At 51.5% G+C, this 17,547-nt stretch carries 16 protein-coding genes and 1 tRNA gene; 9 read left to right on the top strand and 8 right to left on the bottom strand.

Going from position 1 to position 17,547, the window contains the following annotated elements; genetic code table 11:
* The coding region (locus FYJ51_RS13605; RefSeq protein ID WP_205946308.1) for a hypothetical protein at positions 1-229 on the top strand (229 nt) is incomplete at its 5' end.
* On the opposite strand, the gene FYJ51_RS11030 is transcribed toward FYJ51_RS13605, so the two are convergent.
* Together FYJ51_RS11030 and FYJ51_RS11025 are read right to left on the bottom strand one after the other, a co-directional pair.
* Positions 226-429 carry a 2-C-methyl-D-erythritol 4-phosphate cytidylyltransferase gene (locus FYJ51_RS11030; RefSeq protein ID WP_105303066.1) on the bottom strand — a complete coding sequence of 68 codons (204 nt, stop codon included), beginning with the start codon at positions 427-429 and terminating at the stop codon, positions 226-228. The two genes, FYJ51_RS13605 and FYJ51_RS11030, sit on opposite strands and share 4 nt — an antisense overlap.
* 182 nt (positions 430-611) lie before the next feature.
* Positions 612-688: transfer RNA gene (locus tag FYJ51_RS11025), tRNA-Arg, on the bottom strand.
* 40 nt (positions 689-728) lie between these two features.
* On the opposite strand from FYJ51_RS11025, the gene FYJ51_RS11020 reads away from it, so the two are divergent.
* The 3 genes from FYJ51_RS11020 to FYJ51_RS11010 are packed head-to-tail and all read left to right on the top strand — an operon-like array spanning position 729 to position 3,626.
* Positions 729-1,529 carry an HAD family hydrolase gene (locus FYJ51_RS11020; protein WP_154505629.1) on the top strand — a complete coding sequence of 267 codons (801 nt, stop codon included), beginning with the start codon at positions 729-731 and terminating at the stop codon, positions 1,527-1,529.
* A gap of 14 nt (positions 1,530-1,543) precedes the next feature.
* Complete coding sequence (locus tag FYJ51_RS11015) at positions 1,544-3,046, top strand: carboxypeptidase M32 (RefSeq protein WP_154505627.1); 1,503 nt, start codon at positions 1,544-1,546, stop codon at positions 3,044-3,046.
* A gap of 10 nt (positions 3,047-3,056) precedes the next feature.
* Entirely contained in the window at positions 3,057-3,626 is a 570-nt protein-coding gene (locus FYJ51_RS11010; protein WP_154505625.1) for a xanthine phosphoribosyltransferase, read from the top strand.
* A 1-nt stretch (position 3,627) separates the two neighbouring features.
* On the opposite strand, the gene FYJ51_RS11005 is transcribed toward FYJ51_RS11010, so the two are convergent.
* The gene (locus FYJ51_RS11005; RefSeq protein WP_154505623.1) at positions 3,628-3,984 is read right to left on the bottom strand and encodes a hypothetical protein; all 357 of its coding nucleotides are present in this window, start codon (positions 3,982-3,984) and stop codon (positions 3,628-3,630) included.
* Positions 3,985-4,321: 337 nt separating this feature from the next.
* On the opposite strand from FYJ51_RS11005, the gene FYJ51_RS11000 reads away from it, so the two are divergent.
* Genes FYJ51_RS11000 through FYJ51_RS10990 form a run of 3 tightly spaced genes read left to right on the top strand, consistent with a single transcriptional unit; the run spans position 4,322 to position 6,308 of the window.
* Positions 4,322-4,555 (top strand): rubredoxin-like domain-containing protein, encoded by a 234-nt coding sequence (locus FYJ51_RS11000; RefSeq protein ID WP_154505621.1) that lies wholly within the window; start codon positions 4,322-4,324, stop codon positions 4,553-4,555.
* Positions 4,556-4,571: 16 nt separating this feature from the next.
* Positions 4,572-5,912 carry a replication-associated recombination protein A gene (locus FYJ51_RS10995; RefSeq protein WP_154505619.1) on the top strand — a complete coding sequence of 447 codons (1,341 nt, stop codon included), beginning with the start codon at positions 4,572-4,574 and terminating at the stop codon, positions 5,910-5,912.
* A 54-nt stretch (positions 5,913-5,966) separates the two neighbouring features.
* Positions 5,967-6,308 carry a MoaF-related domain-containing protein gene (locus FYJ51_RS10990; RefSeq protein WP_154505617.1) on the top strand — a complete coding sequence of 114 codons (342 nt, stop codon included), beginning with the start codon at positions 5,967-5,969 and terminating at the stop codon, positions 6,306-6,308.
* 228 nt (positions 6,309-6,536) lie between these two features.
* Here FYJ51_RS10990 and FYJ51_RS10985 read toward each other — a convergent pair whose 3' ends face one another.
* The 5 genes from FYJ51_RS10985 to FYJ51_RS10965 are packed head-to-tail and all read right to left on the bottom strand — an operon-like array spanning position 6,537 to position 14,583.
* Entirely contained in the window at positions 6,537-7,949 is a 1,413-nt protein-coding gene (locus FYJ51_RS10985) for a hypothetical protein (protein WP_154505615.1), read from the bottom strand.
* Positions 7,950-7,959: 10 nt separating this feature from the next.
* On the bottom strand, positions 7,960-9,981 hold the full coding sequence (locus FYJ51_RS10980; RefSeq protein ID WP_154505614.1) for a S9 family peptidase: 2,022 nt from the start codon (positions 9,979-9,981) through the stop codon (positions 7,960-7,962).
* Positions 9,978-11,969 carry a S9 family peptidase gene (locus FYJ51_RS10975; protein ID WP_154505613.1) on the bottom strand — a complete coding sequence of 664 codons (1,992 nt, stop codon included), beginning with the start codon at positions 11,967-11,969 and terminating at the stop codon, positions 9,978-9,980. The genes FYJ51_RS10980 and FYJ51_RS10975 overlap by 4 nt, the downstream gene beginning before the upstream one ends.
* Entirely contained in the window at positions 11,966-13,360 is a 1,395-nt protein-coding gene (locus FYJ51_RS10970) for a S10 family serine carboxypeptidase-like protein (protein ID WP_154505612.1), read from the bottom strand. Before FYJ51_RS10970 ends, FYJ51_RS10975 begins: the two co-directional genes overlap by 4 nt.
* Complete coding sequence (locus FYJ51_RS10965; protein ID WP_154505611.1) at positions 13,357-14,583, bottom strand: metal-dependent hydrolase family protein; 1,227 nt, start codon at positions 14,581-14,583, stop codon at positions 13,357-13,359. Before FYJ51_RS10965 ends, FYJ51_RS10970 begins: the two co-directional genes overlap by 4 nt.
* Before the next feature lie 250 nt (positions 14,584-14,833).
* Here FYJ51_RS10965 and FYJ51_RS10960 point away from each other — a divergent pair, with 250 nt between their 5' ends.
* Both FYJ51_RS10960 and FYJ51_RS10955 read left to right on the top strand, forming a co-directional pair.
* Positions 14,834-16,531: a peptide ABC transporter substrate-binding protein gene (locus tag FYJ51_RS10960; protein ID WP_154505610.1), complete on the top strand. Its 1,698-nt coding sequence runs from the start codon at positions 14,834-14,836 to the stop codon at positions 16,529-16,531.
* Between the two features lie 93 nt (positions 16,532-16,624).
* Positions 16,625-17,542, top strand: coding sequence for an ABC transporter permease (locus FYJ51_RS10955; RefSeq protein ID WP_154505609.1), 918 nt, complete (start codon positions 16,625-16,627; stop codon positions 17,540-17,542).
* Positions 17,543-17,547: the final 5 nt, after the last annotated feature.

Here is a 17,547-nt window from a genome sequence, read left to right as displayed (position 1 = left end):
GCCTGTCGTTAATACGCAGATCGCTGTAGAAACAGTTAATATCTTCGCTCAGAGTCCTGCCATGACGAAAAATGAGATAGTTGAGCAGGTAACGCAAAGGCATCTTGCCATCTTCTCTGGTAAAAGAGGACTTGATAATTCTTGCAGCCTCAAACAGGGATGGATCATGAATGATGGAAGCGAAAGCCTCAAGGACATTACTGAGGCCCATAAGATCCTTTACTACTAATCGGAATTATCGTCGTATACGAGGCGCGGTTTCTTTTTCGCGAAAGCTGCGCGAATATAAGGAACCTGATCATTATCGAACAGCCCCAGTTCTCTGATTGTACGGTGTTTAACCTTTCCATCTTCCCGATAAGACTCAGTAAGGTAGATAAAGGAAGTTCCCTTTCTGCCTTTATTATTAGGTACTACTTTGACAAACATAACAGCCTCCTTTCCTATACTACATATACTTATATTATGCGTATTAAAAAGATTATTTATCAAGATATATCTATACTACATTCCGCCTGTTCGCAGCAGATCTCAGCGCAAAAGAAAAGGCGTAGACCCTTATTTTGGGTTTACGCCATTGACCGCATAATCAGCGGTTTTTCTGTATTCCATGGTGCGCTCGGTGGGAGTCGAACCCATGACCCTCAGATTCGGAATCTGATACTCTATCCAACTGAGCTACGAGCGCATTGCCTTTATATATTACCATATCTGGCTATAATAATCACATGAATAAAAAACTGATTGTATGTGACATTGATGATACGATTCTTCCGCCCGGGAAAGATCGTATTTCAGAGCGCCTGAAACAGGATTTTGACCGGGCCCTTGCAAAAGGAAACAGGATTCTGATCAACAGCGGCAGGCATTACCGCTTTCTGCCGCCATCCTTCTTTGAAGATCTGCCGATGGAATATATCGCCTGCATCAACGGAGGATGCCTGACCGATCGCAGCGGAACCGTGCTGGAACGCCACCCGATGAGCGAAGCCCAGATGAACCTGATCACCCGGATCTGCCTGGAGAATGAGATCGGCCTCGGCTTCAAGTTCGAGGATACGGTCGTGACCTATGCAAATTATCAGAAGTTCATTGAAGGCTACTGCGGAAACAATCAGAGACTGCGGTCGCTTGTGCTCAATGATGATGAGAAGCGGACACACCATCTGACGGCAGGATTGCCGCTAGGAACATTCCTGATCGGAGATGAACGTATCATCGCTTCGTTTGCCGGACGGATTCCGGAACTGGTCTTTGCCTGGTCTTATCATGATGGCTATGATGTGTTCCTGAAGTCCGTCAATAAAGCAACGACGATTCCTGCGGTTCTGAAGGCGTATGGCATGACCTGGGAAGACGTGATTGCGTTCGGCGATGCCGGCAATGATACGCCGATGCTGGAGAAAGCAGGAATCGGGGTAGCAATGGGCAATTCGAAAGATGACGTGAAGCAGGCGGCAGATCTGATTGCGGATACGTGCGCAAATGACGGTGTCGCAAAGGTACTGGAAGAAATGAATCTGGCATAAGGAGGAGATCAGATATGACATTGGAAGAAATGAAGCAGAAGTTTCAGGACTGGAAGTTTGCAACTTCCGCTTATCAGATGGCAATTACCATCATCAGCATTGATAAGCTCACGGTAGCCCCGCCGGCAGGCGCAGCTTATCGCGATGCAAGGGAAGCGTATCTTTCCGGCGAGCTGTTTTCCATGGAGACTGATCCGGAGATTGCAGAACTGTTCCGCAATCTGCTTGCCTCGGATGGCCTTACCCAGACGGAGCGCCGGGAGATCGAACTGTATCAGAAGGAGATGAATCATATTCTTTCCATCCCGAAGCAGGAATATGTTTCGTTCCGTGCCCTTCAGAACAGAGCCTATGATGTCTGGCACCAGGCAAAGCTTGATTCCAGCTATGCCCAGTTCGAACCGGTTCTGAAAGAGCTCATTGAGGCAAAGCGCAGACTCTATTCCTATCGGAACAGCAGCGAATCGGTCTACAACCAGATGCTGGATGACTTTGAACCAGGCATGAATATGGAAAAATATGATGCCTTCTTCACCAAGGTAAAAGAACGGCTGGTACCGCTGATTCAGAAAGTCGCTGCAGCCCCGCAGCCGGATACCTCATTCCTTCATCTTCATTACCCGGCTGAGACCCAGAAGAAGTTTACCGAAGAAGTGCTGCTGCCATACCTCGGCTTCGATCATAGCTGGGGCTACCAGAATGAAACCGAGCATCCGTTCACGGATTTCACCTGCGAGAATGACTGCCGCACCACGACAAAGTATCTGGAAGACAATGTGGTTTCCAGCATTTTCTCCACGATTCATGAAACTGGTCATGCATGGTATATGCATGACGTGGATCCGGCTTATGACGGATCGATTCTGAGCTTCGGCATCTCCAGCGCCATGCATGAAAGCCAGTCGCGCTTCTGCGAGAATTACCTCGGCAGGAGCACTGCTTTCTGGGAAGCTCTTTATCCGAAACTCCAGGAATACTTTCCGGAACAGCTCGGTAACGTCAGCCTCGATGCATTCATGAAAGCAGTCAATGCTTCAATGCCTTCGCTGGTCCGCACGGAAGCAGATGAACTGACGTATCCGATGCATATCCCGGTCCGCTATGAGATTGAGAAATATCTGTTTGCTGAAAACGGATCTGCCGATCATCTGGATGAGCTCTGGAATGCAAAGATGAAAGAATACCTCGGGGTAGAGGTCCCGAATGACAGAGAGGGAATCCTGCAGGATGTCCACTGGTCTTCCGGCGATTTCGGATATTTCCCGACGTATGCGCTTGGCAGTGCGTTCGGAGCTCAGTTCTTTGCGGCAATGAAGAAGGATCTTGATGTCGATGAATGCCTGCGCAGCGGCAATTACCGTACCTGCATGAACTGGCTGAAGACACATATCCATCAGTATGGATGCAGGTATGACGCTCCCAAGATCATGAAGATGGCCACCGGTGAAGAGTTCCACCCGGAAGTCTATCTGGATTACCTCGAAGAAAAATATACGAAGCTGTACAACCTGGAATGAGGGCTGGTCTATGAAGGAACTGGAAGATAGGATTCTGAAAGACGGCAGAGTGCTGCCTGGAAATATCCTGAAGGCAGACAGCTTTCTGAATCACCAGATTGATCCGGACCTGATGCAGAGGATCGGGGAGACTTTTGCCGATCATTTCCGCACCCAGAACATCACGAAGGTGCTGACCATTGAAGCAAGCGGCATCGCTCCTGCCATGATGACGGCATATGCGCTCCATGTGCCTCTCGTTTTTGCCAAGAAGCATGGTGCCCATAACATCGGCAGCGAGTTCTATACTGCCTCCGTGCATTCCTATACGTATGATTCGGATTATACGATTGTTGTCAGCAGCGCCTATCTGTCTGACGTCGATCGGGTGCTGATCATCGATGACTTTCTCGCAAACGGCCAGGCAGTGCATGGACTACTGGAAATATGCCGTAAAGCCGGTGCTGCCTGCGGCGGCATCGGCATCTGCATCGAGAAGGGCTTTCAGCCAGGCGGATCAGAGCTGCGGGCGATGGGATATGATGTCATGAGCCTGGCTTTGATCGAATCCATGGCAGGCGGAAAGATCACGTTCCGCTGAATCAGGCAGGAAGTGCCTTCGGAGATTCTTCGCTTTTCTGTGCAGAGTGCAGCAGTGCACTGCATACCAGATCCGTATCTGCACAGATCTCTTCTCCATAGGACTCCACGAAGCTGCAGATGGCTTCTTCATCCATCGATTCCGGAATCATCCCGGCAGAAAACAGAGTCATATGCGTCAGCTCATGGCGGACGGTTCTGCGGATGAGTTCTTCCGGAAGATCTGTGCGGATATAGGCACAGGTACGATCGAAGTAGGTGATTCCGAACGTATATTCCGAATCATTTCCAAGCAGGTTCTGATCACTCCTGTCGGTTCCGGTAATCGTCCAGGTCAGATGATTGATGCGAAGTTTCATTTTCCCTCCGTTTCTGAAGTGGAGTATATCGGAAGAAAATGCTGAAAGGTGCTGAAACTGCTGAAACATTGTGAACCGGAAACCCGCATGACTTCGTCTGAAAGCAGATGGCTCTGCGGTTTTTTCTCTTCTCATTTGTGAAGCTTGTGCATGAAAGCGGCTTACACGCATATGGCACTAGTGTGCCTGCATGCATTATCATAGAGGCAGAAGTCCTGCGATGGCTGAAACCGGTCAGGCTGATCGCGAAAAAGACCAGAGGAAGCAGATTCAGAAAACCGCTGGTTCTGGCTGGTCTGAATCCCATCGGATTCTGGAGGAAGAAAGTGCAGCACTTATGAAGCAAGATAGAACAGAATGGAAATGCGAAGTCTGCGGGTATGAGATGGAAACCGCACAAGCCCCGGAAGAATGCCCCGTCTGCCATCATCAGCAGTTTGCACTCATGAAGCGATGGAAATGCCAGGTATGCGGTTTTGTGATCCGTGATACGAAGCCGCCGCTGCAGTGTCCGCTCTGTCATAAGGGCATAGAAGCATTCACAGAGATCCCATCGCATCCGGAATTCTGAACAGAAGGAATCGTTTATGGAACAGCAGTCTCTGTTTGATGATCGTCACTCTTCCGGTCCGCTGGCGGATCGCATGCGGCCGGAAACCCTTGAGGAATATATCGGCCAGGAACATCTGATCGGGAAAGGAAAGATTCTGCGCCGGATGATTGAATGCGACCAGGTGCAATCCATGATTCTCTGGGGCCCTCCTGGCACCGGCAAGACCACGCTTGCCAGAATCATCGCCTCTTCGACAAAGAGCTATTTCGTGAACTTCTCCGCGGTGACCTCCGGAATCAGGGAAATCAGGGAAGTGATGAACAAAGCCGAAGAAGCCAGACGCATGGGCCAGAAGACCATCCTGTTCGTGGATGAGATTCATCGTTTCAATAAAGCACAGCAGGACGCCTTTCTCCCTTATGTGGAACGCGGCTCCATCATCCTGATCGGAGCAACCACTGAAAATCCTTCCTTTGAGCTGAATAATGCACTTCTTTCCCGATGCAAGGTTTTTGTGCTGAAACCGCTGAGCAGAGAGAACCTCATTCAGATTCTGAAGAATGCGCTGAATGATGAGAGAGGATTCGGCACCTGGGATGTCACGATTGAGGACAGCCTGCTGGAACTGATCGCAATCTATGCCGATGGCGATGCAAGAACCGCACTGAATACGCTTGAACTTGCCGTGATGAACGGCACTGGCTCAGGCATGCAGTCCAGAGTTACCAGAGAAGTCATCGATCAGTGCATCCAGGGAAGAGCCCTGCTGTACGACCGCAATGGCGAAGAACACTATAATCTGATCTCTGCCCTGCATAAATCGATGCGCAATTCGGATCCGGACGCTGCCGTCTACTGGCTGGCAAGGATGCTGGAAGCAGGGGAAGACCCGCTGTATGTGGCAAGACGCATCGTGCGCTTTGCCTCAGAAGATATCGGCATGGCAGATTCTGCCGCTCTCAATACTGCAATCAATGCCTATCATGCATGCCAGTTTCTCGGCATGCCGGAATGTACCGTGCATCTGACCCATGCGGTGGTTTACTGTTCCCTTGCTCCGAAATCCAATGCTCTGTATATGGCTTACGCCTCTGCCGCTGCGGATGCCAGAAATATGGAAGCAGAACCGGTCCCACTCCAGTTACGCAATGCAGAAACCGGGCTGATGAAAGAACTCGGGTATGGGAAGGGGTATGAATATGCCCATGACTACAAGGAACATCTCACCGGTCTTCAGTGCCTTCCGGATTCTCTCGAAGGCCGGCAGTACTATATTCCGACAGATCAGGGACTTGAAAAGCGCGTGCAGGCAAGAAAAGCCGAGCTTGATCGCATACGGGCAGAACTGAGAGAGAAAGAGAAGCATTGTCATTGATCATATTACATCTATGTAGTAGAGTTCAGCTGTCACAGAAAGGATGACAATCATATGACCTTATTTGAAAAGCTGAATGGAAGAAAAATGGATGTAAACTATGAGACCGGCTATCATTTCATGATCGAGGTTCTGGATGATCACAGACTTCGCTGGACCGCCCTCAGCAAGCGGGCAGAAGGAGCTCCTGCCGTGGAAGAGGAACCATTTTCATCTTTCGAATTAGCAGATGGCGTATACATGCTGAACTGGATCGAGGAATCCGGACTCGTTGTTTCCCAGATTGATGATCTGAATCAAGGCAGAGTATATGCATTCATGACCTGGCCGGATGAAACCGGCAGAGGAAAGCGCGGAGAGCTTCTGCATAAGGGAGTGCTCACGCTGATTGACTGAAACATCTCCAGCGATCGGTTCTGATTCTCCTGTCTGCTGCGGAAGAAAACAGAAAAGCAATCCTTCCGGATTGCTCTGAATGATGCTATGCGATTGCAGCAGTCCTACCCAGCCCGGTTTCTGAATCCGGGCTTTTTTCTGCTCAGTTTCCCTGAAGCCGGAATTCACGTAATTCCAGGATGCCTGCATTGTCCGGTATCTATACTCAGGATGATCATCTCATGGTTCTCAGGATTCTTTCAGATACCAGACCCAGCCAGGTACTTCTCTTCCTTCGGCATGATTGTATTCCACCGTGTGCTGATGGTCCTGCTCATGAACCATTTCCTGCTTCGGAATGAAGTATCCGCCGAAGGCATCCGGATCAGGGACCGGATCATCGCCCCTGCACATGCATTCATAGGCTTCTCTGAGATCCAGCCCGCTGAGCTTCTTCACTGCTTTCAGAAAGTCTTCCGGCTCAGGATTGGGCATTTTCAGTAATTCCAGCTCGACATCCAGAAGCTTCTTTTTTCCGCCAGATGCTTTCTGAATCGCAGCATCGGCATTTGCGAGAAACAGAATTCCTCTTGCGTACGGAACCCGCTGGCACCGGCGGTCGGTCCAGTACCGTTTTCCGAGTTCTTCATTGGACAGACGATGCATCGGGTTTTTCCAGTAGGCACCTGCCTTCGAATTGATCACTTCAGCAGTCTTCGCCGCCGATCGGATTCCCATCTCCATCGGCACCATCGTGGAATAATACTCTGCACTTCCTTCTATGTACCAGGTGCCTTTTCCTGGCGGATTGTCATCCATGGCCGGCCAGTTGTGGACCATTTCATGCGCCAGAAGATCCTGCAGATCCTCAAGGTCCACCGGATCATTCTTCCCATATCCGTAGAGATAGGAACGAGTCAGAGCAGTTCCGCCTCCTCCGGCAAAGTGATTGTGTCTTGCAAAGACCCGGTAATCTTCCCCTGAGTCATGGAACATCTCCGACATGACTTCGAACATCTTCGTGATCCGCTCTGCGCCTGCTTCGGCAGGAAAGGGGAGTGTATCAAACCAGTAGAAACCGGTATTTCCATGTTCCTTGCTGTTCACTTCGCCGCAGGCAAATACCGTCCATAGGAATTCACCGAATGCCATCTGCTTTTCGGCATGAGAATCCGAAGAAAATGTCCAGATTCCCCGGCAGCCCTTCGGAAGTGCGGAAAGATCCCAGGTCAGCGAGATCACTGCCTGATCTTCCAGTGTCCCCGGATAGCAGAGAAATGTAGTCCCGGTCCCGTTCACGCCGCCTTTTTCAGCCACCAGATCAAAATACGGACTGGAATGGTAGTCCTGAGGCTGGATTCTCGGCAGGATCCGATAGGATAGCGTGATTTCCCCGGAAGTATCTCTTTTCGCAATCAGGCCTTCCGGATGCACGAAATTCATGATCGCAGGCAGTGATTTCACTTCATATGGGATTGTTCCGAGGGAGTCTTTCATCTGAAAAGATCCTTCCAGAGGACAGAACGGGATTGTCACAAGATCATGGAAATACGTGAATACCGGGCTGCCTTTTTCTGCTGCAGAATCGGTACGGATTCTGACATCAAGGGCAGAAACCGTATCGGTGCTCCAATGGGGAGCTATGGTCAGATCATAGAACATTCTTGTTTCCTCATAGATACTTAGAGAACCAGTCAATCATTGCCTGATAGTGGTGAATGCGCAGATTCATCGGACCGCTCATCGGGAAGGAGTGGGTCATGCCCGGATACAGGATCATCTTCACGGGCTGATCCGGATGCGTTTCCTTCACTGCCGAAAACAGCTGATGCGCCTGTTCTGCCGGGCAGCGCATGTCATTCATCCCATGAAGGATCAGAAACGGAATATCGATGTTCTCGGCATAAGAGATCGGAGAGTTCTTCAGTTCATCCTTCATGAAATCTTCAAAGTTTCGATAATCTTCCGAACTGCCGGACATGTCGCTGGACGCGTACTGAATCAGCTCATTGGCAATGCTGCGCTGCGTGACCGCAGCTTTGAATACTTTGCTATGGGACGTGATCCAGTTTGTCATCCAGCCGCCATAGCTTCCGCCAGTCACTCCAAGACGCTTCTCATCAATCCAGGAATTCTTCCTGCATGCTTCAGAGACAAACTGCAGAATATCTGTCATTGCCCGTCCGTCATAGGCAGCCTTCATGGATTCAAATGCTTCGCCATAGCCGGAAGAGCCCCGGAAGTTCAGCAGAATCAGTCCCATGCCTGCACCGAGAATCGCCTGATGCTCATAAGTCAGCGCATATCCCATCATCGGTGCTGGTCCGCCATGGATATAGACGATTGCAGGGTATTTCTTTTCCGGATCATATTCCTGCGGATGAAACACCCAGCCCTGGATTTCTGCTTCCCCATCCAGAGAAGAAACGGTCATCTCTTCCGGAGAAACCAGGACCTCTTTCATCCATGGGTTCTCATCCGTAAGCTTTTTCGGTTTCCATTGTGCAGTTCTGTTCATCATGCCTTCCTCAGCCAGGTACAGCTGAGGAACATCCGTGAAATCAGTTCTGGAAAGCAGATAATGAGTGCCGACCCGATGAATCGAACGGTAACATGCTTTCTCATGGGAAACCTGACGGATCTCTGCCTTCTCTATGGACGCATCATAGAGATTCACTGCCCCATGCCAGCCCGAGAGGAAATATAAATGCTTTCCATCTGCGCTGAGGACTGCGGTCTCACGGGAATTCACCCCGGGATTCTCGGCATTGTAGAGAAAGGCGGTGGCTTCATGACAAGGCGCATGATCATCCCATAGCGACACTGATTTCTTCGTGCTGAAATCATATCTCCATAATCGAGTCAATGGCATCCCACCGGCCAATGAAGGCGCCAGTGCTCCATAGAGGATGGACGCCCCATCTTCGGTGATGACAGGCTGAAAGGGAGCGGGGTACCACGCCACCCAGTTCTCATGGGTCAGTCTTGAAAGGACTCCGTTCTTAAGATCCGCTTCATACAGATCCATCGCGATCGACTCTTCTTTCTTCCTCTCCCGATTTGAAACAAAGAACAGTTTCCTGCTGTCGATCGAGAAGACCGGCATCACATGATCCCGTTCTCCCTCTGAGATCATCTTCAGCACTCCTGTCTTCAGGTTCAGCACCCAGAGCGAATGGAAATGACCAGCCGAGAAGCCTCCGTATTCATCACTCTTGTATCCGACTTCAGTGATGGAAACATAGGGATGCTCAGCAGCGTTCCGTGCTTCCTGCTCCTGTTCTTCCGCAGAGACAGGGTGCGAAAGAGACGCCTCATCACTTCCCGTTTCCGCAATGGAAGTAAAGGCAGCCATCAGGCCATCCCGTGAGAAAACCGGACTGCAGATTCCATAGCGCATCCTGGTCAGCTGAGAAGACTTTCCGGAAGAAAGATCCAGACAGAAGAGCTGGCAGGTTCCTGACACAGTTCCTGTATAGTAAAGGCAGCTTCCATCTGCAGAAAAGTGCGGATCCATCCCGTATCCAAGGATCGATTCCTTGTTCGTTTTCAGATCTTTCCGGACCAGTTCATGAACTTCTTCTGCAGGAGGAACGGTATGCGTTCTCGTATAGATCAGAACGGTTCCGTCCGGGGACAGATCTCCATTTCCTGCATAGCGGATGCGATAATAATCTGATACCGCGCTCTTCATGCCTTTTCTCCCTTCAGATAGGTGCAGAACCAGTCGGTCATCTCTTTCAGATGGCCCATCTGGGCATACGTATTTCCGCTCCTGGTCAGTTCATGGCATTCATGCAGGAATGCATCGAACTTCACCGGAACTTCCGGATTGCGATCTTTCATCGCAATGAAGAACTGCTCTCCCTGCTCGAAGCTGCAGCGATAGTCTTCTGTACCATGCAGAATCAGCAGGGGAGTCTTCACCCGATCGACCCATTTCAGGGTCGTGGAATCCCCGTTCAGCCGGCTCATCATCGATGCGTAAACCCCGCGGAATGGCTTCTCAAGGATTGATCCCATGTCTCCGGTTCCATAGGAAGTCGTGCGATTGCAGAGCGTGCGCTGGGTGACTGCCGCCGCAAACCGATCGGTATGGCTGATGATGTAATTCGTCATCCAGCCGCCATAGCTTCCCCCGGTCACTCCGATTCGTTCCGGATCGGCAATGCCTTGTTCCACCGCGTAATCTGCAAACTTCATAAGATCCTGATAAGCCGTTCCATCCCAGGCACCTTCCGCATAGGAACGCCCGTAGCTGACGGAGCCATGCGGATCGCAGTACAGCACTGCAAATCCTTCCGCCGCCAGGTACTGAAACTCAAACCACCAGTCGGCCGGGTAGAAGCATTCCGGTCCTCCATGAATATCCAGCACGGCCGGATACCGTCTTCCCGGCTGAGATCCATAAGGGCGGATGATCCAGCCATGCATCAGCTCTCCTTCCTTTGAAGAAGGAACCCATACCTCTTCGGGAAGAATCGTCTCCGTGTCTTCCATCCACTCATTGTGCCTTGCAAGCAGCTTCATCGAACCAGTCTCTGCATTGCAGAGATAGAGAGAACCGATATGATCCGGAGTGCCGATGACCGCAAGGATTTCTGCTCCTCTGACATCCGCTCCCTGAACACATGCATGCGGCAGGAAGAACTTCGAAATCTTATTTTCAGCAGGATTCAGGACGAACAGACCGGAATCTCCTCTTTCTGCAGAAAGAAACCAGACGCCCTCTTCAAAGGATGAAAAACTATGCCCCGGATCGCCATAGGCGGTATGTCCCACCGCCAGCATCCCCGGACCTTCGCAGGAAGAATCCTGGTCCCAGCAGAATTCCTTCGTTCCATCTTCCACGTTCACGATCAGGAAGGAAGCCTGCAGAGCATCTCCGGTTTTCTCAAAAGCAGGCACGATGACATGATGCGCATCCGGAAACACCGCCGGACTGTCATCCAGCAGATACTCATCCTGAGTCAGAAATACCTCGCTTCCATCCGGATTCACCCTGGTCAGAACCGCCTGCTTCTTCTGCCAGCCTTTCTTCGGATAGGTAAAGCAGATGACGAAGGTTCCATCCGGAGAAAGCACCGGTTTCTGATGGCTCTTTCCGGTATGCGTCAGAAGCGAGATCCTTCCGCTCTTCAGATCCGCAAGGCAGAGCTCGGCCTGATGGCCGTCCGGAATGCCATGCGTCTCATCGAACTTATACATGATCTCTTCGATCTCGATCGGCTGTTCTGCTCTCTGTTTCCGAAGCAGCTCTCTTTCTTCCCGCGAGATCGGCTTCAGAAGATCTGCATCGGTTTCTTCCGGGTAAGTGACAGCTTCCGCTACGATCTGATCACCGCGCACCGAAAACCAGGAAATGCCATGCCGGCAATGGGTCAATGCTTCTGGCGAAGTTCCTTCGGACAGCCGGCAGAGCTGATCCGCTCCGCAGTTCTCCGGATCGCCGAGAAAATAAAGCACCGTTCCATCCTCACTCCAGCGGCCCATGTGCCCCGGGAGTTCAGAGAGCAGATGGCATTCTTCCTGTTCCTTCCATCTGCCATAGAGATGCGGCTCAAAGCCTCCGTCTTTTCTGACCGTATGCACGGTATACGACAGCGCATCGGTGATGGAAAGCCGGGGATCGGATAGATATTCGATTTTCTTCAGATCCTCAATCGTCAGTTTCCGTTTCATCCTGCCTTCCTTTCTGCCTGCAGGAATCCCCGCAGATCCTTTTCCAGCTGTGCGGCGGATGCTTCGCCCAGATACGGCATATGTCCACTCTCGTATTCCTTCAGAATVATCTGCTCAGGATTGATGCGGCAATGAGCTGCGGTATAGCGCACATTGCCAGCCGGCGTGCACAGATCAAACAAGCCGGTTCCGAAGAAGATCTTCAGAGAAGGATTTCTTCTTGCTCCGTTTTCCAGAGAGCCCAGCGGAGTATGCCGGCTGGCATAGTCCCAGGCGGCATTGAGATCAAAGCGGATCATGTGATAAGGCTGATTCATGGGCAGGCCGTAATGCTCACGGAGCAGATTCATGCCGGCAGAAAAGGCCGGGGAATATCTGCCCATCGCAGGATCCTCTGCAACCGGATCCGTATTGCCCGGGAAAGGAAAGCTTCCGGAAACCGCAGGCCCTTTCATCAGAAATCTTCCATCATAGGTTCCGATGACGGATCCTCTGACACAGAACCTGGAAAAATCTTCCGGTGTAAACACTAGCTGCTGCTCTGCAAGCAGCTGGGAAGGAATTCCGGTGAATCCGGAAAGGATCTCTGCATCTTCCCTCAGTTCCGGTTCTTCCAGGCTGTTTCCTCTGAACAGGGAGGTCAGATACCGGGGCACAAAAGCCCAGGCTTTCTCGGCCGCTTCTTTCGGTTCTTTTCCGCTGTGATATGCGTGAATGGCGGCATCGCTCATCAGCCGCAATGCGCATTCTTCCACCGGCGGCTGGCTGAGGGCAGCACCTGTCGAAATCACAGACCCGAGCAGGATGATTCCTGCCGGCGCAAGACCGCCGAGTTCCCGGGTGATCGCAAATGGTCCGCCCATCAGTGCGTCCATGACCGCAGGCATGCGCAGCGTGCCATAGCTTTCTCCAGCCAGAAAGATCCGGCTCTGCAGGGCGGAATGATTCCGTCTCCATGCTTCGATGAACCTGGCGATGATTTCCGCATCGCCATCAATGCTTTCATATTCCTTCAGCCGGCTTCCGGTCCTGGAACAGCCGGTACCAGGCGGATCGATGAGCACGACGTCCGCAATGTCCAGCAGGCAATGAGGATTTTCTTCCAGAGAAAAGGGCGGTACCATGTCCGGATTCAGCACGTCATTCAGATGGATCCGCCAGGGACCGAAGAAGCCGAGGTTCTGCCAGGCAGAGGCAGAACCAGGTCCGCCATTCGTGATGAAGAGAACCGGCTTGCCCGGGACTTGTTCTGAAACGAAGGAACAGGCAGTGATCTCGCCGCCATCTTCGAGCTCTGCGCAGTCATAGCTGAAGCAGAACGGAATCGGTCTGCCATGAATCCGGATCGTTTCTCTCTGCTCGAAGGAAATCACGTAGTCTTTCAGATTCATGCGGACAGCTCCTTCTTGCAGAGAACACCGTCCTGCATGACCAGTTTCACATGGCAGGCATCGGTCAGACAGAAGATATCTTCCATCGGATTGCCGTCTACAATGACGATATCTGCGAGTTTTCCTTGTTCCAGGCTTCCGGTTTCCTGCTCCTTGCGCATGACTCTTGCCGCATTGATCGTGCCGGCATGGATGGCCTCCATCGGCGTCATGCCTGCCCGTGTCATCGCTTCGAACTCTCTGCCATTCTGAGAATAGGGGGTATTCCTGGAATTGGAATAATCCGTTCCAAGGGCGATCATGACCCCTGCTTTCCTGGCCATGGCAATCGTCTTCTTATTCGCCTCGGCACATGCCAGCGCCTTCTGGTGCACATAGGGAGGAAGGTCAGGAATATTGGCAACCCCAAGCGAAACACTCAGAGTCGATACGAGAGGAATCTGCTTTTCTGCCATCAGATCAATTTCCCGCTGCGTCAGAAACACCCCATGCTCGATGCATTCCACCCCAGCCAGGATAGCCTGGTATGCTCCCTCATAGCCCGTGCAGTGGGCGGTCACATAGGTATGATGCCGATGGGCTTCGTCTACCATCGCCTTCAGCTCTTCCGGGGAGAACTGGACATCATCAACCCGATCCGCAGGCGAGGATACTCCTCCGGTTGCACAGATCTTGATGAATTCTGCTCCCATTCTGAACTGGTCCCGTACGGCTCTGACACAGCCATCCCTGCCATCGCAGAGCTGGCTGAGATGATCGGTCTGATTGAACTGTTCCACGCTCATCTGGGGAGCCAGGTCCACATGACCGCTCGTGATCGACAGAACCTTGCCGCCCGGCATGATCTTAGGCCCGCGGATGACTTTCCGTTTTACTCCCCGGGAGACATAGATTCCGGCTTCACTCATATCCCTGAGGCTCGTGAACCCTGCATCCAGCAGAATCCCTGCCTGGTAAACCGCCCCGATGATCTGATCGCCGAACATCTTTCCATCTGCGTAATCACCCGCATCCTCTTCACCAGTCAGATGGGCATGCACATCGATAAACCCTGGAAGGATCGTTCCTTCTCCGGCATCCAGAACTTCTCCGGAACATTCCGGCGCTTTCTCTGAAGGACCGGCAAATACGATCCTATCGTCTTTCACGATCACGGTGCCATGCGCAATGACTTCGTCTGATGCCGCAGTAATCAGACGGCCTTTCAGGATATATTCACTCATTTCTTCCTCCTCGAAAAATGAAAAAATGCTTTCATTTTGTGAAAACAGTATATCACAAGGAACTGATCCATAAGCCGGAATCGGCAGGGAATGAACCCCGCCGGAATTGACACAGAATCTGTATTTTCCATTGCTTATCAGCAATCCTTCCTGAATGAAAAGAAAAAGGAGTTTCTTTCAGAAAATTGAAAAAGCCGTTGCATGCCAGCGGCGATGAGCATAGAATTGAACTAACTCAGGGAGGGAAACTATGAGGAAGAAAAGAATTGCCGCGGTGCTTGCGTTCTGCACGGTGCTTGCAGGCTGCGGGACTTACACGCAGGAAGGAGGGGAGAGCAGTGCTGCCGCTTCTTCTTCCGCATCAGAAGGAGCAGGTTCCTCGGAGATTGATGAATTCACCTTCATCGCGACCGAGCCGACCAGTCTGAATATGGTCACTTCGCAGACGGACCTGGATAATTTTGCGTTCTATCTGACTCAGGAAATGCTGTTCCGTCCGTATCAGGGCGTCTATCAGAATGAAGTCTGCGACAGCTATGAGGTTTCTGATGATCATCTGACCTACACCTACCACCTGAAAGAGACCAACTGGCCGGATGGAACGCCGATCACTGCATCTGATTTTGCCTATTATCTGCTTGCCCAGCTGGACCCGGCAAATGGCTCCGGCAATGCAAGCGACCTCATTGAACGCTATGGCTTCGTGAACGCTGCTGCATTCAACAATGGCGAATGCACGGCCGATGACGTCGGCATCAAGGCACTGGATGATCTGACTCTGCAGCTGACCCTGGAATCTCCGAAGGCGGAATTCGAAGGAAACAACATCAAGGTCTATCCGCTTTCAAAGTCATTCTTTGAGTCCCAGGGACAGGCTTACGGCGGAACCCTGGAGAATTATGAAAGCTCCGGACCATATCTTCTGACGGACTGGACCATCGGCTCAAGCCTCACTTACGAGAAGAACGAGAACTGGCTCTGTTCAGATGAGCAGTTTCCTGCAAAGAAAGTCATTCAGATCAGCAGTTCCGACAGCAATACTTCGGTTGCAATGTTTGAGAACAATGAAGCTCAGGCAATGTACAAGGTCGATATCAATTATGTGGATGAACTCAAGGACTACCTGATCTATACCTCCGGCTCGGCTCTTCGTTGCGTGCAGCTGAATACGACCGGACAGGGCGATGCGGCAAAGGCTGCGCTTCTTTCCAGCAAGAATTTCCGTTTGGCCCTCAGCTATGCGCTGAACCGCACGGCAATCAACCAGGCAGTCGACAAATCTGTGAATCCGACCAGTTCTTTCTTTAATCCGCCGGTTCCTGGAAACCAGGAAGACTCTCTGTTCTGCGAGGATTATCCGATGAAGAATGAAGTTCCGGTCGATGGTGATGCAGAGCAGGCAGTAAAGTATCTGAACGCTGCGCTGGAGGAGCTTGGCTACAGTTCCGTCGATGATCTTCCGACGCTGACTTACCTGACGTTTGACAATGACAACTACCGGACCATGGCTGAAACGATCACCGATCAGTGGGGCCAGGTACTTGGACTGAAGAACATCGAGATTAATCTGCAGCCGGTCCCGAATGCGATTCAGCTAATGTGCACCCTGCAGTATGATATCTACTATACCTCGCTCGGCACCGGTTCCTCTCCATTTGATTTCCTTGCCTACTGGATCACGGATGGCTCCGCCAACAATCCAGCAGGGGCAGGCAATATCTTCTCGAACGAAGAATATGATTCCCTGGTCCGCGAAGGATCCCAGGAATTCGACCGCACGAAGCGGATGGAGCTATATGCACAGGCGGCTCAGATCATGACTGATGAACTGCCGCTGATTCCGGTCAACACCGTTGGCAGCTACTATGCGGTATCCCACGAGTACAGCAACTTCATTCTTTCGAATATTGATGATGCAATTGAAATCAATTATCTGAAAAAGAACTGAGGGATTGCTCAGGGGGTAATCCTGAGACATAAAAAAGAAGGAAGGGGAAATGCAGCCGGCATCCGCGGCTGCATTTCCTTAGAAGGGACCTGAATGAAACGATATATTCTGTACCGGCTGATCATTTCGGTGATCACCATCTGGGTCATTGTGACCGTATGCTTCTTCCTGCTGCATCTGCTGCCAGGGAATCCGTTTGCCTCCACGAAGATCCTGAAGGCGGAAACCGTGGCGAAGATGATGGCCTATTACGGGCTGGACAAGCCTGTCTGGCAGCAGTATCTGACTTATCTGGGCAATCTTCTGCATGGCGATTTCGGATATTCGATCAAATATACCGGCCGCAGCGTGAACTACATCATCTCCACGACTTTCCCGGTGAGCGCGCAGCTCGGCATGCAGGCACTGCTGTTCGGCATTCCGGTCGGCATGATCCTCGGCATCATTTCCGCCAAGCATCGCGGCCAGGCTGCGGATACCGCCATCAATGTGTTCGTGATCCTCTGCATTGCAGTGCCTTCGTTCATCATCGCTGCTCTGCTTCAGTACTTCTTCGCGGTGAAGCTGCACTGGTTCCCGGTATCCCAATGGAAGAGCTTCCGGCATACCATTCTTCCGACCATCTGTCTCTCTCTTGGCACCATCGCCGGCTATGCTCGTTCCATGCGCACGCTGATGCTGGAAGTCGACCGACAGGACTATCTCAAGACGGCCAAGGCAAAGGGCTTGAGCCCCTGGAAAGTCACGGTGTTTCATCAGATCCGCAATGCCATCATTCCGCTGATCACCGGCATCGGCACCGAGATTGCAGGGATGCTCTTAGGCTCTTATGTCATTGAGAAGATCTTTTCTATTCCAGGCATGGGAAGCTATTTTGTAGACAGCGTGATTTCCCTGGATTACACGATGGTAATGGGATTAGTGATCTTCCAGGCGATCATCGTGGTCAGCGCCAACTTCATCGTTGACCTGCTTTATGGCATTGTGGATCCTCGTATCCGCGTCGCATGAGAGGA

The organism is Stecheria intestinalis, from assembly GCF_009696165.1.
In the GTDB taxonomy this organism is placed as follows: domain Bacteria; phylum Bacillota_I; class Bacilli_A; order Erysipelotrichales; family Erysipelotrichaceae; genus Bulleidia; species Bulleidia intestinalis.
The sequence above is the reverse complement of the archived record's forward strand: the minus strand, read 5'-3'. Positions and strand labels throughout refer to the sequence as shown.